At 72.1% G+C, this 22,944-nt stretch carries 18 protein-coding genes; 10 read left to right on the top strand and 8 right to left on the bottom strand.

What is annotated here, in order from left to right; all coding sequences use genetic code 11:
* Window positions 1–846: 846 nt before the first annotated feature.
* On the bottom strand, window positions 847–2,820 hold the full coding sequence (dnaA, locus tag OG455_RS19495; RefSeq protein WP_266295453.1) for a chromosomal replication initiator protein DnaA: 1,974 nt from the start codon (window positions 2,818–2,820) through the stop codon (window positions 847–849).
* Between the two features lie 438 nt (window positions 2,821–3,258).
* Here dnaA and rpmH point away from each other — a divergent pair, with 438 nt between their 5' ends.
* From rpmH to OG455_RS19450, 9 genes are all read left to right on the top strand, one after another.
* Window positions 3,259–3,396 (top strand): 50S ribosomal protein L34, encoded by a 138-nt coding sequence (gene rpmH, locus OG455_RS19490; RefSeq protein ID WP_266295451.1) that lies wholly within the window; start codon window positions 3,259–3,261, stop codon window positions 3,394–3,396.
* Between the two features lie 19 nt (window positions 3,397–3,415).
* Window positions 3,416–3,859 carry a ribonuclease P protein component gene (gene rnpA / locus OG455_RS19485; RefSeq protein WP_266295449.1) on the top strand — a complete coding sequence of 148 codons (444 nt, stop codon included), beginning with the start codon at window positions 3,416–3,418 and terminating at the stop codon, window positions 3,857–3,859.
* The gene (gene yidD / locus OG455_RS19480; protein WP_266295447.1) at window positions 3,856–4,257 is read left to right on the top strand and encodes a membrane protein insertion efficiency factor YidD; all 402 of its coding nucleotides are present in this window, start codon (window positions 3,856–3,858) and stop codon (window positions 4,255–4,257) included. Before rnpA ends, yidD begins: the two co-directional genes overlap by 4 nt.
* 3 nt (window positions 4,258–4,260) lie before the next feature.
* Window positions 4,261–5,439, top strand: a complete 1,179-nt coding sequence (yidC, locus tag OG455_RS19475; protein ID WP_266295445.1) for a membrane protein insertase YidC — start codon at window positions 4,261–4,263, stop codon at window positions 5,437–5,439.
* A gap of 142 nt (window positions 5,440–5,581) precedes the next feature.
* On the top strand, window positions 5,582–6,055 hold the full coding sequence (locus OG455_RS19470) for a R3H domain-containing nucleic acid-binding protein (RefSeq protein ID WP_266300876.1): 474 nt from the start codon (window positions 5,582–5,584) through the stop codon (window positions 6,053–6,055).
* 164 nt (window positions 6,056–6,219) lie between these two features.
* Window positions 6,220–6,975 carry a 16S rRNA (guanine(527)-N(7))-methyltransferase RsmG gene (gene rsmG / locus OG455_RS19465; protein WP_266295443.1) on the top strand — a complete coding sequence of 252 codons (756 nt, stop codon included), beginning with the start codon at window positions 6,220–6,222 and terminating at the stop codon, window positions 6,973–6,975.
* 247 nt (window positions 6,976–7,222) lie between these two features.
* On the top strand, window positions 7,223–8,206 hold the full coding sequence (locus tag OG455_RS19460) for a ParA family protein (RefSeq protein WP_323185643.1): 984 nt from the start codon (window positions 7,223–7,225) through the stop codon (window positions 8,204–8,206).
* On the top strand, window positions 8,203–9,279 hold the full coding sequence (locus OG455_RS19455) for a ParB/RepB/Spo0J family partition protein (RefSeq protein ID WP_266295439.1): 1,077 nt from the start codon (window positions 8,203–8,205) through the stop codon (window positions 9,277–9,279). The genes OG455_RS19460 and OG455_RS19455 overlap by 4 nt, the downstream gene beginning before the upstream one ends.
* A gap of 205 nt (window positions 9,280–9,484) precedes the next feature.
* Window positions 9,485–10,102 (top strand): GNAT family N-acetyltransferase, encoded by a 618-nt coding sequence (locus OG455_RS19450; protein WP_266295437.1) that lies wholly within the window; start codon window positions 9,485–9,487, stop codon window positions 10,100–10,102.
* Window positions 10,103–10,235: 133 nt separating this feature from the next.
* Here OG455_RS19450 and trxA read toward each other — a convergent pair whose 3' ends face one another.
* The 7 genes from trxA to OG455_RS19415 form a co-directional block, all read right to left on the bottom strand.
* Window positions 10,236–10,577: a thioredoxin gene (gene trxA / locus OG455_RS19445; RefSeq protein ID WP_266295435.1), complete on the bottom strand. Its 342-nt coding sequence runs from the start codon at window positions 10,575–10,577 to the stop codon at window positions 10,236–10,238.
* Between the two features lie 96 nt (window positions 10,578–10,673).
* Window positions 10,674–11,645, bottom strand: a complete 972-nt coding sequence (gene trxB, locus OG455_RS19440; RefSeq protein ID WP_266295434.1) for a thioredoxin-disulfide reductase — start codon at window positions 11,643–11,645, stop codon at window positions 10,674–10,676.
* 157 nt (window positions 11,646–11,802) lie between these two features.
* The gene (locus OG455_RS19435; protein ID WP_266295433.1) at window positions 11,803–12,732 is read right to left on the bottom strand and encodes an anti-sigma factor; all 930 of its coding nucleotides are present in this window, start codon (window positions 12,730–12,732) and stop codon (window positions 11,803–11,805) included.
* Entirely contained in the window at window positions 12,729–13,559 is an 831-nt protein-coding gene (gene sigM / locus OG455_RS19430; RefSeq protein WP_266295432.1) for an RNA polymerase sigma factor SigM, read from the bottom strand. Before sigM ends, OG455_RS19435 begins: the two co-directional genes overlap by 4 nt.
* Before the next feature lie 83 nt (window positions 13,560–13,642).
* The gene (locus OG455_RS19425; protein WP_266295430.1) at window positions 13,643–15,691 is read right to left on the bottom strand and encodes a protein kinase family protein; all 2,049 of its coding nucleotides are present in this window, start codon (window positions 15,689–15,691) and stop codon (window positions 13,643–13,645) included.
* 206 nt (window positions 15,692–15,897) lie between these two features.
* Window positions 15,898–18,657 carry a murein biosynthesis integral membrane protein MurJ gene (gene murJ, locus OG455_RS19420; RefSeq protein WP_266295428.1) on the bottom strand — a complete coding sequence of 920 codons (2,760 nt, stop codon included), beginning with the start codon at window positions 18,655–18,657 and terminating at the stop codon, window positions 15,898–15,900.
* A gap of 89 nt (window positions 18,658–18,746) precedes the next feature.
* Window positions 18,747–21,209, bottom strand: a complete 2,463-nt coding sequence (locus tag OG455_RS19415; protein WP_266295426.1) for a DUF6049 family protein — start codon at window positions 21,207–21,209, stop codon at window positions 18,747–18,749.
* A 305-nt stretch (window positions 21,210–21,514) separates the two neighbouring features.
* Between OG455_RS19415 and OG455_RS19410 the strand changes: the two genes are divergently transcribed.
* Window positions 21,515–22,939: a CCA tRNA nucleotidyltransferase gene (locus OG455_RS19410; protein WP_266300875.1), complete on the top strand. Its 1,425-nt coding sequence runs from the start codon at window positions 21,515–21,517 to the stop codon at window positions 22,937–22,939.
* Window positions 22,940–22,944: the final 5 nt, after the last annotated feature.

Below are 22,944 nucleotides of genomic sequence, written 5' to 3'. Positions count from 1 at the left end.
GGCCCACCCCGCTGTTGAGCTCATCTACTGGTCTCTAGGTGTAGTGGTAGTAGTAGGGCCTGTGGATACCGTGGATAACCCTGTTTTCGCAGGTCAGACCCGGTTTTTTGTCCACACTGCATGTGGACCGCGCCCGTGGATAACTAGGGGCCGCTGTGGACGGCGGAGCGTTACTCACAGGCCACCGTGTGTATCCACAGGTTTTCCCCAGCTCGGTCCCCAGATTCTCGCCTAGTTATCCACGGGCTCCGGTCAACTTCTCGTGACGCCTTTCACACCGGGCGATGAACAGGACCTCTCCGTTGTCGAACAGTGGACAGTGCTGTGGAGAAGCTGGGGATAATCGGCCCCTGCCTGGGGACAGCCAGTGGACAACTCTTTGGGCCGTCTGATGGGTCGCCAACTGTCCACACCCTGTGGATAACTGTTGTGCACAAGTACACAGCCCGCTGACCTGCGAGGAAGAGCCCATCAGCGGTGCGACTGTGGAGGAAATCGGGATAACTCTGTGGTCCCCACGCTGTGGACGGGGAAAAACACCCGTCTCTGTGGACAACAGCCACTCGGGACCACGCTGTTCGAATCAGTGCTCAGATGTGCGAGCGGCCCTGGGCTTGGCGGAGCGTCAGCTGATCGAAGCCTTCCCCGGCCGATCTGACTTCACACCCGCCCGAAGACACCGAAGGGTGCCCGAGGACGTCGCAGGATGCCGGGGACCACCGAGGACCACCGGGCGCGTCCGGAGCGCCGGGGACGCCCGGGGGGACGCGTGCGGCGCACGGGAGAAGCCGAAGGGGCCGGCCGCGACGGTGGACGTCACGACCGGCCCCAACGGACCTGTCAGCCCTAGCTCTTGATCCGGTTGGTCAGCTCGGTGACCTGGTTGTAGAGCGAGCGCCGCTCGGCCATCAGGGAGCGGATCTTGCGGTCGGCGTGCATCACCGTGGTGTGGTCGCGGCCGCCGAACTGGGCGCCGATCTTCGGCAGTGAGAGGTCGGTGAGCTCACGGCAGAGGTACATGGCGATCTGACGGGCCGTCGCCAGCACCCGGCTGCGCGAGGAGCCGCACAGGTCCTCGACGGTGAGCCCGAAGTAGGCGGCGGTCTGCTGCATGATGACCTGCGCGGTGATCTCCGGACCGGCGTCCTCGTCGCCGCCCGGGATCAGGTCCTTCAGCACGATGCCGGCCAGCTCCAGGTCGACCGGCGAGCGGTTGAGGTTGGCGAAGGCGGTCACCCGGATCAGCGCGCCCTCCAACTCGCGGATGTTGCGGGTGATCCGGGAGGCGATGAACTCCAGCACGTCGGCGGGGGCGTTGAGCCGCTCCTGGATCGCCTTCTTGCGCAGGATCGCGATCCGGGTCTCCAGCTCGGGCGGGGTGACGTCGGTGATCAGACCCCACTCGAAGCGGTTGCGCAGCCGGTCCTCCAGGGTGATCAGCTGCTTGGGCGGCCGGTCGGAGGAGAGGACGATCTGCTTGTTCGCGTTGTGCAGCGTGTTGAAGGTGTGGAAGAACTCCTCCTGCGTCGACTCCTTGCTCGCCAGGAACTGGATGTCGTCGACGAGCAGGATGTCCATGTCCCGGTACCGCTTGCGGAACGCGTCCGCCTTGCCGTCCCGGATCGAGTTGATGAACTCGTTGGTGAACTCCTCCGAGCTCACGTACCGCACCCGGGTCCCCGGGAAGAGGCTGCGCGAGTAGTGGCCGATGGCATGCAGCAGGTGCGTCTTGCCGAGGCCGGACTCGCCGTAGATGAAGAGCGGGTTGTAGGCCTTGGCCGGGGCCTCCGCCACCGCCACCGCCGCCGCGTGCGCGAAACGGTTGCTGGCGCCGATCACGAAGGTGTCGAAGAGGTACTTGGGGTTCAGCCTGGCGGCCGGCTCGTCCTTGCGGGAGCCGTCGGCCGAGGGCGCGCCCGGTGGGGCCGGCACCCCGGGCACCGGGGTGCGGTCGGTGACCCGTTCGGGCAGTGCAGCGGCCGAGGGGCGGTCCAGCTCGCCGGACGACTGGCCGGGCGGGTGCGCCAGGTCGTGGCCGGGCCGGCCCGCCGGGCGGATGGCCGGCGGCGGCAGCTCCCGACGGCCGCCCGGGCCGGGGCGGCCGCCGCGGTGGCGCTGCTCCTCACCGGTGGCGTCGTAGGCGCCGCCGAACAGGTCGCCCTGCGAGGGCTCGCCACCGGGGTGCTGGCCGGGGTGCTGGCCGGGGCCGCCGGGCTGCGACCGGCCCTCGGCCTCCCGGTTCTCCCAGTCGCGGTAGCCGCGCTCCTGGTACGGCTGCGGCCCGCCACCCGGGTAGGGCGACTCGTTCGGGTAGCCGCCGTAGTGCGGCTGCTGGGGGTAGGGCTGGTCCTGGTAGCCGTCGTAGGAGGGCTCGGGGTAGCCGTAACCGCGCTCGTAGGACTGCTCGCGGTAGGCGGGGGCCGGGTAGTCGCGCGAGGGCCGGGGGCCGCCTGCCCAGTTCGGCTGCCCCGGCTCGGCGGTCGTGGGGCCCGGCTCGGGCTCGGGCTCCGCCATCGAGGCGGCCGAACTGGCGGGTGCCGGGGTGGGCGGGACGGCGTTGGCGTCCACCATCACGGCGATCCGCACCGGGCGGCCGAACTGCTGGCTGAGCCCGTCGGTCAGCTGTGGCAGCAGCCGGCCCTCCAGCACCTGCTTCGCCCACTCGTTCGGGGCGGCCAGCAGGGCGGTGTCGTGCATCATCCACATCGGCTGGGTCCGCTGGACCCACAGTTTGTCCTTGTCACCGACCGAGGTGTCGTTGACCAGCCGCTCGACGACCTTCGCCCAGGCCGGGACGAGGTCGCTGTTGACATCAGCCACTGGTGCACGCTTTCTCGTTCCCCCGAAGGGGGTGGTCCTGGTCAGGATCAAAGGGGTGCTGGCTCAGGTGGATGAACAAAACCAGACAAGTCCTGCAACGGTAGTCAGCGCGCAGAGCTGATTCAAGTTGTTGTCCACAGGCTGTGTACACCTTGGCCGGTGGGATGCCGCCGGGACCGCGAACCGGAAGCCGGTTTGACCCTCGGGTCCCGTCCCGCGTACCGTAACCAGGTCGAGTTGTCGATGGCCGCTGCCGCATGTCCGCGGGTCCGCCCCGGTTCCAGAAGGCGCGCAGCACGGGCGCCGTGGATCGCCTGGAACCCAGCAGACCTGGGGATCCGGGCCGGATTTCCCAGTTACGTAGGGGAGATCACGCGGCCGCACGGTGACGGCCAAGCTGCAAATCGTCACCCTACGATTCACCCCAGGAGCCCCCGAGTGAGCAAGCGCACCTTCCAGCCGAACAACCGTCGTCGCGCCAAGACCCACGGCTTCCGGCTTCGGATGCGTACCCGCGCCGGCCGCGCCATCCTGGCGTCCCGCCGTGGCAAGGGCCGCACCAACATCTCCGCCTGATCCGCGCCAAGGATCTGCAGTGCTGCCCTCCGAGAATCGGCTGCGGCGGCGCCAGGACTTCGCGATCGCGGTGAAACGCGGCCGCCGAGCCGGCCGGCCCCTGCTGGTCGTCCATCTCAGACGAGAGGACGAGTTGACGGGGCAGGTCGGCGGGCAGAGCGACTCCCACCCGCACGTCGCCGAGGGGACCCCCTCGGCGCGTGCGGGTTTCGTCGTGAGCAAGGCGGTTGGTCCTGCCGTGGTGCGCAATCTTGTGAAGCGTCGCCTGCGTCACTTGGTCCGGGAGCGTCTGGCCCGGTTGCCCGCAGGTAGCCTGATAGTGGTACGGGCGCTGCCCCCGGCGGCAACCGCCTCGTACCTGGATCTCGCCCATGACCTGGACGCGGCGCTGAAGCGGTTGCTCCGGCCCGACCCGGCCTCGCCGCCGGCGGGATCCAGGACAGCGACAGGATCAGGGCGATGAAGTACCTGCTGATGGGACTGATCAGGCTCTACCAGTGGACGATCAGTCCACTGCTCGGACCGGTCTGCCGCTACTACCCCTCGTGCTCGCACTACGGGTACGAGGCGGTGCGGACGCACGGTGCGGTGAAAGGCAGCGCGCTGACCGGCTGGCGGATCCTGCGGTGCAACCCCTGGTCCCCCGGCGGGGTGGACCACGTGCCGCCACGCAAGCGCCCCGTTTGGCACCAGCGGCTGCGTGCCCTGGTGCAGTCAAGGACCGGTAGCACCACGAGCCCGGAGCCGCCCGGCTCCGTGGCCCACGACCCGGTCACCACAGGCTCGACGGCTGCTGGTCAGACGTCGGTAGGCCCGATGTCCGAAAGCCTGACGACCAAGCCCAATGCTCAAGGAGTCTGACCGGTGACCTGGTCCTTCCTGAACCCCCTGTACACCGCGGTGTCCTGGATCATCGTCCAGTTCCACTCGCTGTACAGCCACGTCTTCAACCCCGACGGCGGGTGGGCCTGGGGCCTGTCCATCGCCTCGATGGTCGTCGTGATCCGGATCTGCCTGATCCCGCTCTTCGTGAAGCAGATCAAGTCGACCCGGGCCATGCAGGCGATCCAGCCGAAGATGAAGGCCATCCAGGAGCGCTACAAGAACGACCGGCAGCGCCAGTCCGAAGAGATGATGAAGCTCTACAAGGAGGCGGGCACCAACCCCTTCTCGAGCTGCCTTCCGATCCTGGTGCAGATGCCCTTCTTCACCGCCCTCTACGGCGTGCTGAGCTCCGTCGCCAAGGGCAAGCAGATCGGTGTCATCAACGGCACGCTGCTGGCGAGCGCGGGTAAGGCGCACATCTTCGGGGCCCCGCTGTCGGCCAGCTTCGTGCACAGCACCTCGACCAACGTCAAGATCGTCACCGCGGTGATGATCGTGATGATGTCGGCGTCGCAGTTCATCACCCAGCGCCAGCTGATGACGAAGAACATCGACCTCTCGGTCAAGACGCCGTTCATGCAGCAGCAGAAGATGCTGATGTACGTCTTCCCGTTGATGTTCGCCTTCATGGGCATCAACTTCCCGGTGGGTGTGCTGGTCTACTGGCTGACCACCAACGTCTGGTCGATGGGCCAGCAGCTGATCGTGATCCGCAACAACCCGACGCCGGGCAGCAAGGCCTGGGACGAGCGGCAGGCGCGCCTGAAGGCCGCCGGTCGGCTGAACCCGGACGGCTCGATCATCAAGGCCGGCGGCCCGTTCGGTTTCCTCGGCGGTGGCAAGCAGGCGGCTGCCCAGCAGGAGGCCGCCGCGGCGCTCACCGAGTCGGTGCAGGTGCGCCGCCAGCAGCCGCGCCGGCAGACCAAGGCGCAGCGCCAGCAGGTGCACCCCGGTGCGGTGAAGGCCGAGGAGGCCGCGGCGGCCAAGGAGGACGAGCCGCAGGACGCCGTCCCGGTCGAGGACGCGGTGCCCACCGCGCAGGGCGCGGGCAAGGCGCAGGCCTCCGGCGGTGCCAAGCGGCCGGCGGCCAAGCAGGGCGGCGGTGCCAAGCGCGGTCCGCAGCAGGGCGGCGGTCAGCGGCCCAAGAAGAAGTCCTGAGCCGACGCCCCATCCCCCTGCCCCTTGATTTCGGCCCGTAATCGTGGGCCCTGTCTTTGAAGGAGTCCCTCCCGTGACGGAAGGCACCACCTCCGCCGTCGAAGCCGGATCGGGCGCTGCGGCGCAGGAGTCGGCGGACACTCTGGTCTCCCGCCTGGAGCAGGAGGGCGAGATCGCGGCCGACTACCTGGAAGGCCTGCTGGACATCGCCGACCTGGACGGCGACATCGACATGGACGTGGAGGGCGACCGGGCCCTGGTCTCCATCGTCGGTGACGACGGTGACGACCGGACGCTGCTGCGGCTGGTGGGCCAGGAGGGGGAGGTCCTGGAGGCGCTTCAGGAGCTGACCCGGCTGGCGGTGCACCGCGAGACCGGGGAGCGCAGTCGGCTCATGCTGGACATCGCGGGCTTCCGGGCGCGCAAGCGCTCGGAGCTGGCGGAGCTGGGAGCCCAGGCGGCGGAGCAGGCCAGGACCACCGGTGAGTCGGTGAAGCTGCGGCCGATGACGCCGTTCGAGCGCAAGGTGGTCCACGACGCGGTGGCCGCGGCGGGACTGCGCAGCGAGTCGGAGGGCGAGGAGCCGCAGCGCTGCGTCGTCGTCCTGGCGAGCTGAGGGCCAACGGAATCGTTTCTCGTCGACCCCGTTCGCACGATCGGTGCGGGCGGGGTCGATGTTCCTTTCAGGGCTCCTGGGACAGGAGTCCGCAGGGCGGGGGATGTTTCACGTGAAACGGTGGGGTGCGGGGCCCGGTGGAATCGGTGAGCGGAGAGGCTGAGATGGCGACGGAGAGTGCGGCGGCCGAGGGTGGGCCCCAGGGGCTGACTGAGGCTCCGCCACAGGCGCGGGAGATCTTCGGTGAGCGGTTCGCCGCGGCGCAGCGTTATGCGGAGCTGCTGGCGTCGGCGGGTGTGCAGCGCGGGCTGATCGGGCCGCGGGAGGTGCCGCGGCTCTGGGATCGCCATGTGCTGAACTGCGCGGTGCTCGCCGAACTGCTGCCCGCCGGCGCGACGCTCTGCGACGTGGGCTCAGGGGCCGGTCTGCCCGGGATTCCGGTGGCGCTGGCCCGTCCGGACGTTTCGGTGACGCTGCTGGAGCCGCTGCTGCGGCGCACCACCTTCCTGGAGGAGGTGGTCCAGGAGCTGGGGCTGGAGAACGTCACCGTGCTGCGCGGGCGGGCCGAGGAGATGGTCGGGAAGGTCTCGGTGCAGATCGTCACGGCCCGGGCGGTGGCCCCACTGGACCGGCTGGCCGGCTGGGGGCTGCCGTTGCTGCGTCCCTACGGGCAGATGCTGGCGCTCAAGGGGGACAGTGCGGAGCAGGAACTGGCCGATTCGCGGTCGGCGCTGACCAAGCTGGGCGCCGTCGAGTGGGCCGTGATCCCGGTGGGGGAGAGCGCGCTCGGAGCGGCGACCCGGGTGGTGCAGGTGAAGGTCGGGGAGAGCCCCGGTGGAGTGAAGGCGGCCACCCGCCGGGCCAAGGCGGCCCGGGCCGGCCGGGCCGAGGCGCGGGGCGTGGGACGCCGCCGCCGCTGATCGACGTACCCGAGCGGCCCTGGAGCGAATGACTCGCCCGGGGCCGTTCGCGTTGCCCGGAGTGTCGCTCCGTCAGATTTCCGACATTGCGGGCATGGTGTTTCACGTGAAACGTCGCCCGTTGCTCTCCGCCAGCTTTGACCTGCGGCTCCCCAAGGGGCTGCACCGAGGCCGGGCGGTGCCTGTTGCCGCTCCGGTTTCACGTGAAACACTGGGCCCCATGCAGGACTCCGAGACCATCGACCAGATCGATGACACCCCTATCGCACGAGCGGCGCAGGCTGCCGTCCAGGCGCTGGGGCGGGCGGGCGAGGGTCTGCCCAGGCCGCCGGCGACCCGGGTGATCGTGGTGGCCAACCAGAAGGGCGGGGTGGGGAAGACCACCAGTACCGTCAACATGGCCGCCGCCCTGGCCATGCACGGCCTGCGGGTCCTGGTGGTCGATCTCGATCCGCAGGGCAACGCCTCCACCGCGCTCGGCATCGACCACCATGCCGAGGTGCCGTCGATCTACGACGTGCTGGTGGAGGGCAAGCCGCTGGCCGATGTGGTGCAGCCGGTGGTGGAGGTCGAGGGGCTCTTCTGCGTCCCGGCCACCATCGATCTGGCGGGCGCGGAGATCGAGCTCGTCTCGCTGGTGGCCCGGGAGAGCCGGCTGCAGCGGGCGATCGCGGCCTATGAGCAGCCGCTGGACTACATCCTGATCGACTGCCCGCCCTCACTGGGCCTGCTGACGGTCAACGCCATGGTGGCCGGTCAGGAGGTGCTGATCCCGATCCAGTGCGAGTACTACGCGCTGGAGGGACTGGGGCAGCTGCTGCGCAACGTCGAGCTGGTGCGGGCCCACCTCAACCCCGCGCTGCACGTCTCGACGATCCTGCTCACCATGTACGACGCCCGCACCAGGCTGGCCGCGCAGGTCGCCGAGGAGGTGCGCAACCACTTCACCACCGAGGTGCTGCGGACCGCGATCCCGCGCTCGGTGCGGATCTCCGAGGCCCCCAGCTACGGGCAGACGGTGCTGACCTACGATCCGGGTTCCACCGGTGCGCTCTCCTACCTGGAGGCGGGCCGGGAGCTGGCGCTGCGGGCGGTCGGCCTGGAGGCGCCGCCCACCGCGGTGGAGCAGGCGGCCGCCGAGGCGCTCGGCGCGGTGGGGCACAACCGGCACACGATCGGCGCGCAGGCGACGCCGATGGCAGAGCAGAGCACGATGGAGGGCAATCGGTGAGTGGTCGCAGGGGTCTGGGCAAGGGGCTGGGCGCGCTGATCCCGTCGGCCGGGGCGCCGGCGCCCGCCGCACCCGCGGGGACGGCCGCGCCGGAGCGGTCGGCGGTGCCCGCCACCCAGGCGGTGCTGGCGACCGGGGCGGTGTCGCCCAGCGCGGTGCCGGTGCTGCCCTCGGGTCGCGGCACGGTGGCGGCGCGGGCGGCGGAGAGTGCGCGGACCGAGCTGGCGCCGGTGGACGGGACACGTTTTGCCGAGCTCCCGTTGGACGTGATCACGCCCAATCCGCGCCAGCCACGTGAGGTCTTCGACGAGGAGAAGCTGGACGAGCTGGTCGCCTCCATCAAGGAGGTGGGCCTGCTGCAGCCGGTGGTGGTCCGGCAGGTCGGCCCGGAGCGCTATGAGCTGATCATGGGTGAGCGGCGCTGGCGGGCCTCGCAGCGGGCCGGCCTGGACCAGATCCCGGCGATCGTGCGGGCCACCGAGGACGACAAGCTGCTGCTGGACGCGCTGCTGGAGAACCTGCACCGGGCGGAGCTCAACCCGCTGGAGGAGGCCGCTGCCTACGACCAGCTGCTGCGCGACTTCGGCTGCACCCAGGACGAGCTGGCGGACCGGATCGGCCGCTCGCGCTCGCACGTCTCCAACACGCTGCGACTGCTCAATCTCTCCGCCGCCGTGCAGCGGCGGGTGGCAGCCGGAGTGCTGACCGCCGGTCATGCCCGGGCGCTGCTCGGAGTGGCGGGCGGCGAGCGGCAGGACCAGTTGGCCCGCCGGATCATCGCGGAGGGCCTCTCGGTCCGCAGCACCGAGGAGATCGTGAAGCTGCTGGGCCACGAGGAGAAGCCGCGATCGGTGGGGCCGAAGGCGGGCAAGCTGCTCTCGCCCGCCTTCAACGACCTGGCCGGTCGGCTCTCCGACCGCTTCGAGACCCGGGTGAAGGTGGAGGTCTCCCAGCGCGGCGGCAAGCTGGGCAAGGGCAAGGTGGTGCTGGAGTTCGCCTCGGTCGAGGACCTCAACCGGATCCTGGACAGCCTGGCGCCCGGGGAGGACGGACTCCGGCTCTCGCAGAGCTGAGCCGGTCGAGTTGAGCTGAGTTGAGCTGAGTTGAGCTGAGCCGTGTCCGGTGGGCCGCGCGGGCCGGTCGATCGGTGGGGTCGTCTTTCGGTGGGTGCATGTTTCACGTGAAACATGCACCCACCGGCGTCTGCACGGGCCTTGGGGGAGCGGTCCGGTTGGCTGCGGCCCTCAGGGGGAGGAACCGAACGAGGAGGTGTGCCGCATGGGTCGCAGGATCGTTCCGCTGACGCTGGACAACCTGGCGGACCTGCCCGAGCCCTGCCGCTCCTGTGTCTTCTGGGAACTCGATCCGGTGCGTGGCCGGGAGGCGGTCGAGGGGGGCAAGGCGCAGGCGGAGAAGGAGGGATGGATCTCCGCCGTGCTGCTGGAGTGGGGATCCTGCGGGCGGCTGGTCTACGTGGACCAGGAGCCGGCCGGGTTCGTGCTCTTCGCGCCGCCGGCCTATGTGCCGCGCTCGCAGTCGTTCCCGACCAGCCCGGTGTCACCTGACGCCGTCCAGCTGATGATCAGTCGGGTGCTGCCCGGGTTCCAGGGGCAGGGCCTGGGGCGGGTGCTGGTGCAGCAGGTGGCCAAGGATCTGCTGGTGCGGGGCTTCCGGGCGATCGAGGCCTTCGGCGCGGCGGCCGGGGAGCCCGCCAGCTGCCTGCTGCCGGCCGAGCACCTGCTCGCGGTGGGGTTCAAGACGGTGCGTCCGCACCACCGCTTCCCCCGGCTGCGGTTGGAGGCCCGGGCCACGCTCTCCTGGAAGGGCGGTGCGGAAGGGGCGCTCGAGCGGCTGCTCGGCGCGGGCCGCAAGGAGCCCGTGCTCCGCCCGCTCTGACCGGATCGGGCAGGCGGCCACGGCGGCGGGGGCGGACGCGGAAGGGGCGGACCCGGTGGGCCCGCCCCTTCGGCAACTCGCGTCGTCAATTCACCTCGGCGGCAGTGCTCCTGCCGACCACTCAGGCGACCGATCAGACCTTGTCGACGTTGATGATGCCCTCAAGGTCGCGCAGCAGCGCGGCCTTCGGCTTGGCACCCACGATGCTCTTGACGACCTCGCCGTTGACGTAGACGTTCAGCGTCGGGATGGAGACGACGCCGTACTGGGCCGCCACGGCCTGGTTGGCGTCGACGTCGATCTTGGCGACCGTCAGCTGGTCGCCGAACTCCTCGGCGATCGCTTCGAGCACGGGGGCGACCTGCTTGCACGGGCCGCACCAGGTGGCCCAGAAGTCGACGAGGACGGGCTTGTCGCTCTTCAGGACCTCGCTGTCGAAGGTCGCGTCAGTCACGGTCTTGGTGGCGCCGGCCACGGGAACTCCTAGGGTCGCGTTCGGGGAGTGCTTGGTACTTCGTGGGTCATAACAACCGGGGGGCGGATTCTGTTTCGCCGCCTCCCGGACCGGGCGTCAGACCGCGACGGCTGTCTTGGCGTCCTGCTCGGTCGCGTGGGCGAGGTGGGCCAGGTAGCGTTCGGCGTCGAGGGCGGCGGCGCAGCCGGTGCCGGACGCGGTGATCGCCTGGCGGTAGCTGTGGTCGACCACGTCGCCCGCGCCGAAGACGCCGGGCACGTTGGTGCGGGTGGTGGGGGAGTCCACCTTGAGGTAGCCCTCGGCGTCCAGCTCCAGCTGACCCTGGAAGAGCTCGGTACGCGGGTCGTGGCCGATCGCGATGAACAGGCCGGTGACCGGCAGCTCGCGCAGCTCCCCGGTGGTGGTGTCGCGCAGGGTGACACCGGTCAGCTTGGGGTCGCCGTGGATGGCCTCGACCGCGCTGTCCCAGGCGAAGCTGATCTTCGGGTCGGCGAAGGCGCGCTCCTGCATCGCCTTGGAGGCGCGCAGCTCGCCGCGGCGGTGCACGACGGTGACGCTCTTGGCGAAGCGGGAGAGGAAGGTCGCCTCCTCCAGCGCGGTGTCGCCGCCGCCGACCACGGCGATGTCCTGGTCGCGGAAGAAGAAGCCGTCACAGGTGGCGCACCAGGAGACGCCGCGCCCGGAGAGCGCGTCCTCGCGGGGCAGGCCGAGCTTGCGGTGCTGGGACCCGGTGGTGACGATCACGGCGTGGGCCCGGTGGACCGTCCCCTCGGAGTCGGTCACGGTCTTGATCTCGCCGGTGAGGTCGACCGAGACGATGTCGTCCGGGACCAGCTCGGCGCCGAAACGCTCGGCCTGGGCGCGCATGTTGTCCATGAGCTCGGGGCCCATGATGCCGTCCCGGAAGCCGGGGAAGTTCTCCACCTCGGTGGTGTTCATCAGGGCGCCACCGGCGGTGACGGCCCCCTCGAAGACCAGCGGCTTGAGGGAAGCCCGCGCGGTGTAGAGCGCTGCCGTGTATCCGGCCGGGCCGGACCCGATGATGATCACGTTACGGACGTCGCTCACTGCATCTCCTGGTTCGCATCGCGACCCGCGCCAGGCGGGGAGGGTGGCGGTCCTGCTCCGCCGCCCGGGACAACGACTCACCAGTGTCGCGCATTCCCAGGCGGCCGCCTACCAGCGACCGCCCATCGGATGGACGTGGCGGCGGCCGGTCCCGTGATCAGGAGGCCGGGACCTCCTGGTGCAGCCGCACGTCGGCCGGGGTGCTGCCGGCGCAGTCGGGGGTGAGCAGGAAGACGTCCAGGTGGGCCGGATCGCCGCTGACCCGGAAGACGTAGACGTCCACCGGGCCGGACTGGAAGCTGCCCCGTGTGACCAGCAGCGGCTGCTCGCCCTGGTGGCCTCCGACGGCGGCGACCACGCAGGTGGGCAGCACCGACGGCTGCGGACCGCCCGCGGTGGCGGGCGCCTCCTGCTGGCTGCTGGCGTGCGGCAGGGCGCCGTGGTCGTCGGTGGGCAGCAGTTGGCGGATCTGCTCGGGCAGGCCCGCGGCGGTGAGCGCGGGGCCGTACGGGGCGGTCGCTTCGCCCGAGGCGGCGGCGCCCTCGGGCGTGGCCGGCTGCCGGGCTGCCGCCCCGATGCCGTGGGCCGCGTCGGAGCTGCCGTCGGAGGTGCCGGCGAGCACCGCGGCGGTGCCGCCGCCCAGCACCGCGAGGCAGGCGACGGCGGCGGCCAGCAGCGCGCCGCGGCGGCGCCGCGGCCGGGTGCGGCCGGGGCCGGTGCTGTGGTCGGCGCGGTGCGGCGGCGCGGTGGGTGCGGCCGGTGCGGGGGAGACGGGCGGGTTGGCGGCGGCGGGCAGGACGGGCGGGGCGGGGACGGCGGGGGACTCGTCGAGCGCCGCGGCCAGCGCGGCGTCGATCCGCCGGGCGACGTCCTGCGGCATCGGGGGCGGCTCGTCCGCACCGAGCAGTGCGGTCAGCTCGCTCAGTTCGGCCAGGGTCCGCGAGCAGTCCGGGCAGCGGGCGAGGTGATCCGCCAGCGCCGCGGCCTCCGTGGGGGGGAGTAGCTCCTCCTGCAGATCGGCGAGCTGGTCGACGGTCGGATGGGAGGCGGGCGACGCCGACTCGACGGATTCGGGTGTCTGGTTCATCGGTGTGTCGCGTCTCCTTCCAGGCTCGACTCTCGGGTGGGACCGCCGGTGCCCGGGGATGGGACGGAGCGGGTGCCGGATGGGTTCCCCGACCTCGGACCGGGCGGTGTTTCACGTGGCCCGTTGGGCGTTGTTTCACGTGGCCCGCCGGGCGTTGTTTCACGTGAAACATGGTGTCCGCCCTCCGGCTGCCGCAGGTGGCGCACCAGCGGCAGCAGCCGGGCCCGGCCGCGGGCGCAGCGGCTCTTCACCGTGCCGACCGGAACACCGAGCAGCTCGGCCGCCTCGGCCACCGGGTAGCCCTGCATGTCGACCAGCACCAGTGCGGCTCGCTGCTCGGCCGGCAGCTCGGCCAGTGCGGCGCCGAGTTCGCGGCGCAGCTCCTGGCGGAGCACCACGGCGTCGGTGGATTCGGCCGCGGGAACCAGGGAGTCGAGCCGACCCGGCTCCTCGTCCAGCGAGCCGGCCCGTCTGCTGTTGGCCCGCCGGGCCCGGTCCAGGCAGGCGTTGACGACGATCCGGTGCAGCCAGGTGGTGACGGCCGAACGTCCCTGGAAGGTGTGGGCGGCGCGGAGTGCCGAGACGAGAGCGTCCTGCAGGGCGTCGGCGGCCTCCTCGCGGTCGCCGAGGGTGCGCACCGCGACGGCCCAGAGGCGGTCGCGGTGGCGCTGCACCAGGAGGCCGAAGGCCGCCCGGTCGCCGGCCACGTGCCGGGCCAGCAGATCGGCGTCGCCGGCCTCACCGGCCGCGGCCGCGCCGCCCGGCCGCGGGGTGGCCGCGGCCGGGTCGGTCGCCCCTGGCGGTTCTGGTCGTGCCGGTCCTGCCATCTGTCTGCCCCTCGGGTGCCGCTCGGCGCGGTCGGGCTGGTGGCCCAGGAGCGGCGGCGCCTGACGGCGGGCTGCTGCTGGGGTCAGCCGGTGACCTTGATCGTGGTCACCTGGCCGCGGTAACTGCCGCTCCCATCCTTGGGGAGGCTGGTCAGCCAGATCAAGAGGTAGCGGGAGGTGACCGGAGTGCCCGGCTGGAACTGGGCGGCCTCACCGGTGGCCGTCGCCAGTGGCTGGCCGAAGTCGCTGAGCTGGGCCGGGGGATTGGCGCCCTGAGCGGTGGGCACCCGCAGTTCGGCGGTGGTGCTGCCGATGAACTGGACCGCGACCGAGCTGACCGGCTTGGCCGAGCCGAGGTCGATCAGCAGCCCGGTGCCGTGGCCCAGGGCGGTCAGGTCCTGGTAGTAGCCGTCGGTCGACCAGGCGTTGGTCGGGTTGCCGCTGTTGATCCGGGAGAGCAGATCGGTGTGCATCGGGCCGGTGCCGTACGGGTTGAAGGACTGGATGCCGCTGATCGCCAGCGGGGTGGGCTTCGGCAGGGGGGAGGCGCTGACCGAGGGGGTGCTGCCGAGTGCGGAGCCACCCAGCGCCTGCTTGTCGTTGGTGCTGCCGAGCTGGCCCGCCAACTGCCAGGAGCCGTAGCCGATCGCGGCCAGCAGCACCACCGAGGTCGTCCACTTCAGCACCTGCCGGCCCAGGCGGCGCGGGCGCGGCCCGGGCGCCGTACGCGGGGGAGCGGGGCGGGCCGGCGGGTGCGTCGGCGGGTGTGTCGGCGGGCCGGGCGGGCGGTGCCCCGCGCCCGGCGGCACCGGGCGCGGCACCTGGGTCCGGGTGCCGCCGGGCGCCGGGTAGCGGGGGGCGGCGCGGCCCGGGGCGGCCGGGTCCGGCTCGGGCTGGCGGATCCGGGGCAGCCGGGCGATCTCTTCGGCCAGGGCGGCCGGGGAGGTGATCCGCGCCGACTGCTCCGCCGGCTCGCCCAGCACGCGGGTGGCGAGGTCGGCCAGTCCCGGGTGGACATCGGCGTGCAGCCGCTCCGGCGGGACCAGGCCGTCCGCCTCGGGCAGGCCGGTCAGCCCGTAGCGGTCCTCGGGCTGCGGCCAGCGGTGGGTCAGCGCCGCGTACAGCAGGGTGCCGATCGCCTGGGTGTCCGTCAGCTCGGCGCCCTGCTCGGGGAGCCCGCGCAGGGCGGCGTCGACGGCCACTCCGTTGATCCGGTACTGGCCGGTGTCGGTGCGCAGCACGCAGCGCGGGGTCAGCCGCAGATGCGAGCGGCCGCTGTAGTGGGCGGCGGCAACGGCATCGGTGACCTGCCGCACCATCTGGTAGGCGTCGTAGGGCGCCATCGGCCCGTCGGCGAACAGGGTGGCCAGGTCGGTGGCGTCGGGCAGCCACTCCCGGATCACGTAGACGAGTTCGCCCTCCTGGACGGCGTCCAGTACCTGCACGAAGCGCGGGTCCCCGAGCAGTGCGGCGGCGCGGGCGGCGGCCAGCACGTTCTCGGCCCGCCGGCTGCCGGCCGCCAGCAGGTGGACGCCGACCGCGCGGCGCAGCTTCTCGTCCATGGCGCGCCAGCTGCTGAACACCTCCGAGTGCGAGATGCACTCCTCCAGCCGGTACCGGTCGGCGATCCGGTCGCCGCTGCGGCGCTCCGGGACGGGCAGCCGCTCGGGCAGCACGTCGCCGTCGTCGGGCGCCTCGTCGGTCGTCCCAGCCGCCTCGGTCCCGTCCGTCCCAGCCGCCTCGTCGCCTCCGGCAGCGGCGGCGAGGCTGTCGTCTGCCGGGTCGGCGGCGCCGTCAACGGGACCGCTGTCGGCATCCCCGGCGACGTCGCCGTCGGCCGTGGGATCGCCGGGCGCGGAATCGTCGGCCGTGGGATTGTCGGCGGTGGGATTGTCGGCGGTGGGATCGGCGGCCGGGTCGACCTTCGGGAGCACCTGGGTCGCCGGTAGCGCCGGCAAGGCCTGGGTGACGGTCAGTTCGCCGTCGGCGCCACCGTTCAGCTCGGCGGCGAGCTCGGCAGCGCACAGCGGCGCGGTGATCTCCCCCGACACCTCGCTCGGCGTCCCGGTCGGCCCCTTGGCGGTCGAACGCTCGACGACTGCCTTGGTGCGATCCTTGGTGCGATCAGCCACCGTCGTCCTGCCTCCCCTTGTAGCGCCCGGTACGGCATCCTCGGCTACCTGTCCCGCGGGAGGCGGGAAGGAGAGGACCCGGGTCTGCAGACCAAGTCGTTCGAGACAATTGTGCCCACTCTTCCCACCCGAGTACGACCGCGGACGGGGCCATCCGGTTCCGCCCGGTCCCGAACCGCTCCGTAGGTGGACAAACTGAGCTGCTGTCAGCGGCCCAGTCGGGTACGGACCATGCCGATCACCGCGTTCAGCTCCTCGATTCGCATCCGTCGGGCCAGGGTGAGGAAGACGGCCACCTGTCCGGCCCCGGCCACCAGGACGGCGAGCACGCTGCCGAACCAGCCGTCCAGCAGCTCGCCGAGGAGCAGCGCGAGCAGGAAGCCGACCAGCGCGGCCGGCACGCAGGCGATGGCCAGGCGCGCGTACGTCTTGGCGATCCGTCCGGTGTCCAGGTCGCCGATCCGCCGCTTGAGCTTGGGGACGGCCACCGCGACGCCCACCACGTAGGAGGCACCGTAGCCGAGCGCCATCCCGGTGACCGCCCACTGGGCGGGCAGCAGCAGGAAGCAGAGCAGCGCGCCGGCGGCCTGGGCCACGGCCACCCAGATGGTGTTGGAGAACGGGGTGCGGGTGTCCTCGTAGGCGTAGAAGCCGCGCAGCAGCACGTACTGGACCGAGTACGGGATCAGGCCCAGGGCGAACGCGGAGAGCATGAAGCCGACCGCGGTGGTGCCGTGCGCGGCGCTGCCGCCGTTGCCCAGGCCGTAGATGGCGCCGCCGATCTGCGGACCGAGCGCGAGGAAGAGGAAGGCGGCCGGCACGATCGCCACCGCGGAGGTGCGCAGCCCGTAGGAGAGGTCGTCGCGGACCGCGGCGGCGTCGCCGTCGGCGGCCGCGCGGGAGAGGCGCGGCAGCACCGCGCTCATCACCGAGACGGTGATCACCGCCATCGGCAGCTGCCAGATCAGCAGCGCGTTGGAGTAGGCGGCCAGGCCGACCCCGAGGTAGCCGGCGGTGGCGGCCTTGCTGCCGGCGGCGGTGGCGAGCTGGGTGACCACCAGGTAGCCGGCCTGGTTGGCCAGCACGAAGAGGAAGGTCCACTTGGCCAGCCGGGCGGCCTTGCCCAGGCCGTGCCCGCGCCAGTCGAACCGCGGTCGGAAGTGGAAGTCGGCGGCGCGCAGGTAGGGGATCATCGCCAGCGCCTGGACGGCGAGGCCCAGCAGGGTGCCGATGCCGAGCAGGCGCAGGCCCTCGGGGCTGACCGTCTCCGGGGTGACCCGGCTGTCCTGGAAGGCGCCGAAGACCCACAGGTACATCGCGAAGGTGAAGATCACCACGACGTTGTTGAGGACCGGGGTCCACATCATGGCGCCGAACCGGCCGCGGGCGTTGAGGATCTGACCCATCACCACGTGCACGCCCATGAAGAAGATGGTCGGCAGGCAGTAGCGGGCCAGCGCCACCGTGGTGTCGGCACTGGCCGGGGTGCTCATCAGCGAGTGCGAGATCAGCTGGACCAGCAGCGGGGCGGCCAGTACGGCGACGAAGACCACACCGGCCAGGCCGGTCATCACCAGGGTGAGCAGCCGGTTGGCATAGGCGGTGCCGCCGTCCTGGTCCTGCTTCATGCTGCGGACCAGCTGCGGCACGAAGACGGCGTTCAGGGCGCCGCCACCGATCAGGATGTAGAGCAGGGTGGGCAGGGTGTTCGCGGCGGAGTAGGAGTCGCCCATGGTGCCGACGCCGATCGCGGCGGCGACCACCATGGTCCGCAGGAAGCCGGTGCCCCGGGAGACCAGGGTGCCGGCCGCCATGATCGCGCTGGAGTCGAGCAGGCCGGCGACCTTGCGGCGGGTGCCCGTCGGGTCGGTGGGCGCGCCGGCCTCGATGCCTGCTGCGCCTGCTGCGCCTGCTGCGCCCTCGGTGGCCTCGGCGGCTTCGAGCGCTGCGATGGCCTCGGCCAGTGCGGCGGCTTCGGCGGCTTCAGCGTCGAGGTCGGCGTTGGCGGTGACGGCTTCGGAGGCGTCGGTGGAGCCCGTGGCCTCGGCGGCCTCGGGGAGGCCGGTGCTGCTGGAGTCCTTCGTCTTCCTGGCGTTCCTGGCGTTCTTGGCGCTCTTGACGCGTGCGGCCGGTGCGGCCGGGTCTGCGGGTCGGCTGGGAGTGGCCGGGGTGCCGGGCGCGGTGGCCGGGTCGATGGCCTTCTCGGGGGGCTTCGCGGGAGCCGCCGCACCGACCTTGCCGGTCGCCCCTCCGCCCGTCGCCGGTTCGCCCGTCGCCGGTTCGCCCGTCGCCGGTTCGGTCGGTGCCGAGGCGTCCGCCGAGGCGCTCGCGGCCGGCGCGGCGGCACCCGGGCCGGCCGGCTGGCCGATCTCCTCGGCGCTCAGCGGCGGGTCGAACTCGATCACCGGGACGAACGGCCGCTCCGCCGCCTCGGCGACGGCGCCGCGGCCGACCGAGCCGGAGAACAGGGCCTCCACCCCCAGGTACTCGCCTCCCGAACTGGCCCGGGGCGCGTCCAGGGACTGCTCGGGCTCCGCCTCGGCCAGCCCGAGCGCGGCGGCGCCCGCGGCGGGGCGCACCCAGCGGGAGGCGGGGACCATCGGTTCGTCCAGCGGCTCCGCACGGTCGGCCCGCACCGGCGACAGCGGCTGCTCCTGCGCGGTGCCGCGCTCCTCCGCGGCGCCCGGCGCGGTACGCCCGCGCTGCTCGGCCGGCCCGGCAGGCGCCGCCGGGGTGGGGACCGGGTCGCCCGGCGCCGCGTCGGTCTCCTGGTCGTACGGCCCGGGCCCGGCCTCGGCGGGGTACGGATCGGCGGCGAACGGGTCGCGGGCGAAGGTCTCGGTGAGGTACCAGTCGGATTCGTCGGCCGCCGGGCCGGGGGCTGTCGCCGACGGGCGCTGGTCGCCGCTTCGCGCGTCCTTCCCCTGCTGTCCGGCAGGGGGGACCGCCTTGCTCCGCTCGGTCATGCCACCTCATCGCTGGTCGGATCCGGCCGTCTCACCGAGACCTACTGTCTCATCACAGACGACCCGATTCCGGCTTTCGACGCCGTGCGCTAGGGGTGCGCCGTGGTGTCCGGGGCGGTGGTCCAGCTGTCCGTTTCGTACGGATTCACCGTCGTGCCGGGACCTCCGCCCGGCAGGCCGCCCGCGATGCCGTCCACGCTGCTGCCCGGGAGACCGTCCGAGCCGTCCTCCGAGCCGTCGTTCGCGCCGCCGTCCGGCGCGTCGGGGTCGGTCAGCGGGGCGTCCGGGTCCTCGTCCTGTTCGCCGCGGCGCTTGCGGCGCTGCAGGTAGAACCGCAGCCCGGCCAGCAGCACCAGCGCGGCGCCGGCCCCGACCACCCACCAGACCCCGCTGGGCACCTGGCTGACCTCGACGGTGAACTTCACCTCGGGCCCGTACGGCTGCGGGTTGGGACCGGTCGAATAGAGCTGGGCGGTCATCTGCACCGGGCCGTTGCCCTGGGCCTGGGCGAAGAACTTGGACGAGGCGCTCTGGGCCGCGTTCAGCACGATGTCCTGCGGCTTGCTGACGTTCACCCGGTGGGGCTGGCTGGAGGTGAGCCGCAACTGCAGGTTGGTGACCGCCTGCTGGAGGTCGTTGTGCACGCTGACCTGGATCACGCCGGAATCACCCGCAAGCGTGATCTTCGTCTTGTTCGGGATGCCGACGGCCTTCTGCAGATCCGACAGGTACCCCTCGACGTCGTTGCGGTAGGTGCCCCCGGTCGGCTCGGCGCCGCGCCAGGCGGTGGAGACGGAGCGGAGCATCGCGGCGCCGAACGGCCCGCTGACCCGGGTCGGGATGGTGAGGATCGGCAGCAGCTGGTCCATGTCCTGCTGGGTCCGGTCGACCTGGGCGAGAGCGGCGGTCGGCAGCTCGCCCCGGCGCGCCGCGCTCGGATAGCTGTCGGCGGGGGCGATGGCGGTGCCGTCGGTGTTCGGGTCCGCCGGGGTGCTGGTCACCGTGTCGAGGCTCACCGGGTTGATCCACTGGCCGGTCCTGGCGGTCAGCAGCGACTGCTGGAGCACCTGCGCGGCGGCGGCGGACAGGTTGCGCGGCGGCATCACCACCAGGGTCCGCGGGGTGTACGGCTGCTGCAGGGTGACCGCCAGGGTCTCGGCGAGCAGCCGCTGCTCGGCTGCCGAGTCCGCCCCGGGAGTGCTCGGGTTGTAGGACTGCAGCACGTCGGCGATGGTGCTGTCGGCGACCACCGCGGTCTGCCCGTTGGGCAGTGGCCGGGCCGCGTTGGCGCTGTAGTTCAGGTTGTGCGGGTCGGTCACGCTCGCGCTGTTCACGATCACCCGCGAGCCGCCGAGCTGCTGGGCGACCTGGGCGGTCTGCGGGTCCAGGTAGCCCTGGTAGGGCCAGGCGACGTCGTCCTGCGGGTCCACCGAGAGCCTGCCCTCGACGGTCAGCTGGCCGGCCTGCTGGGCCTTGCCGATCGCGGTGCTCAGCCCGGCCAGGTTGCCGCCGTTGTGCGCGATCGAGGCCAGGTCCGGGTCGCCGTAGGGCAGCGCGACCACCTCGTCGCCGTTCTTGGTGACGGCCTGGCGCAGCTTCTCCAGCCACTTGGTGGCCGCCGCCTGGCCGGTGCCGGCGCTGGTGGTGTCCTTGGCGGCGGTCTTCGTGCCCTGCCCGGGCAGCTGCACCCGGTACGGCTTGGTCATCGCGTACACCGCGTCCAGCAGGTCCGGATCGATCACCCAGGTCAGCGAGGGGATGGCCGAGCCGAGGGTGACCAGCTTGTCGAGCCGTCCGTCGGGCTGCAGTTCGGTGGCCAGGCTGTCGTCGCGCAGCACCGGGATCGGGGTCTGATCGCTGTCCTGCATGGTCTGGGCGACCAGCTCGGGGGCGTGGGTGAGCGGCCACAGGGTGGCGACCTGGGTCGGCTTGTCGTCGGTGCTGCCGCCCGGGTAGTACGGCAGCAGGGTGCGGCCGATGCCCACCGGGTGCGCGCTCGAATCGTCGCCGTTGCCGGCCTCGACCTCCACCGCCAGTTCGTAGACGCCTTCCTTCGGCAGCTTCAGATCGCTCTGCGCCACCTGCGGCAGGGCGAACGCGGCGCTGGCCCCGGGGGGCAGGTCGCCCAGCGTGGTCACCGGTGCCTTCAGCACCGTTCCGTCGCTGCTGCCCGGGTCGCCGCGGTCGACCACGCCGGCGATCGTGCCGCGCAGCCGCAGCGGCTGTGCGCCCTGGCCCAGCGCCAGGCCCAGCTGCGGGCTCTTGAGGGTGCTGTTGCCGGTGTTGGTGACGGTGCCGGTGACGGTCAGCGGGTCGCCGGGGGCCGCGCCGGGCTGCTGCACGGCGGAGATGGTGACCACGGCCGGGGAGTCGGGCGAGGCGGTGGCGAACGAGGGCGGCGTGCCCCCGGCGGCCGCCGCGGGCCCGATCGCGGTGCCGAGCAGCGCCAGCGCGCCGGTCAGCAGGGCGGTGGAGCGCAGCGCCCGGGTCAGCCGTCGGGCGGTGGTGCGCTGGTCGCTGGGACCCTTGGTGTGCCGTGCTGGCTCGCCCACGCGCTTCGTCCTCGCCGTCCTGATCCGCGGTCGTCATCGCCCCGGTCCGCGCCGCCGCGACGACACGCGGCGTCGGGCTCGCGCCCGCTGCGGACCATCGGTCCCACCCGCATGGTAACGACGCCGCGCCGTCCGCAGTGTTGCGGGCCGGGGAGTGGAGGTCCGCGACGGGGCGCGCGGTGCCGCCGCGAAAAGCCGTGAGCTGCGGGGCCGCCCGGCACGTACCCTTGTGTGCCGTGTCCAACGCTGATGATTCCACCGCCGCCCGCCCCGCTTCCGCCGCCCCGACCACCGCGCTGCCAGGCCTGAGCGAGGCCCAGACGCTGGGCCTGCAGGAGCTGCTGCGGGTCTCCCCGGTCGCGGACGAGATCGCCCGGCGGTTCCACGAGGCCGGCTTCCGGCTGGCCCTGGTCGGCGGCTCGGTGCGGGACGCGTTGCTCGGCCGGCTCGGCAACGACCTGGACTTCACCACCGATGCCAGGCCCCAGCAGGTGCTCAAGTTGGTCCGCGGCTGGGCCGACGCGGTCTGGGACGTCGGGATCGCCTTCGGCACGGTCGGGGCCCGCAAGGACACGCCGGACGGCAGCTTCCTGATCGAGATCACCACCTACCGCAGTGAGGCCTACGACCGCACCTCCCGCAAGCCGGAGGTGACCTACGGCGACACCATCGAGCAGGACCTGGTGCGGCGCGACTTCACGGTGAACGCGATGGCCGTGGACCTGCCCGGGCGCGGCTTCGTCGACCCGCACCACGGGCTGGACGATCTGGAGGCCCGGGTGCTGCGCACGCCCGCGACGCCCGAGGAGTCCTTCTCCGACGACCCGCTGCGGATGATGCGGGCCGCCCGCTTCGCCGCCCAGCTCGACTTCACGCCCGCGCCCGAGGTGGTCGCGGCGATGACCGCGATGGCCGAGCGGATCACCATCGTCTCCGCCGAACGGGTCCAGGCGGAGCTGAACAAGCTGCTGCTCGCCCGGCACCCGGTGCAGGGCCTGCGGCTGCTGGTGGAGACCGGCCTGGCCGCCCACGTGCTGCCCGAACTGCCGGACCTCCAGCTGCAGGAGGACGAGCACCACCGGCACAAGGACGTCTACGAGCACTCGCTCACCGTGCTGGAGCAGGCCATCGCGCTGGAGCAGGACGGCCCCGACCTGACCCTGCGGCTGGCCGCGCTGCTGCACGACATCGGCAAGCCGCGCACCCGCCGCTTCGAGTCGGACGGCCGGGTCTCCTTCCACCACCACGAGATGGTCGGCGCGAAGCTGACCCGCAAGCGGATGCGTGAGCTGAAGTACTCCAAGGAGCTGATCGACGACGTATCGCGCCTGGTCGAGCTGCACCTGCGCTTCCACGGGTACGGCGGCGGCGAGTGGACCGACTCCGCCGTGCGCCGCTACGTCACCGACGCCGGCCCGCTGCTGGAGCGGCTGCACAAGCTGACCCGCTCCGACTGCACCACCCGCAACAGGAAGAAGGCGGCCACCCTCTCGCGCACCTACGACGGCCTGGAGGAGCGGATCGCCCAGCTGAAGGAGCGCGAGGAGCTGGACGCCATCCGCCCTGGGCTGGACGGTAACCAGATCATGGAGCTGCTCGAACTGAAGCCGGGTCCGCTGGTGGGCAAGGCCTACCAGCACATGCTGGAACTGCGCCTGGAGCACGGGCCGATGGAGCACGAGGCGGCCGTGGCGGCGCTGCGGCAGTGGTGGGCGGCGCAGGGCGCCTGACGGCG

The sequence above is a fragment of the Kitasatospora sp. NBC_01287 genome (assembly GCF_026340565.1).
Lineage (GTDB): Bacteria > Actinomycetota > Actinomycetes > Streptomycetales > Streptomycetaceae > Kitasatospora.
This window is presented reverse-complemented; position numbering and strand designations above follow the sequence as displayed.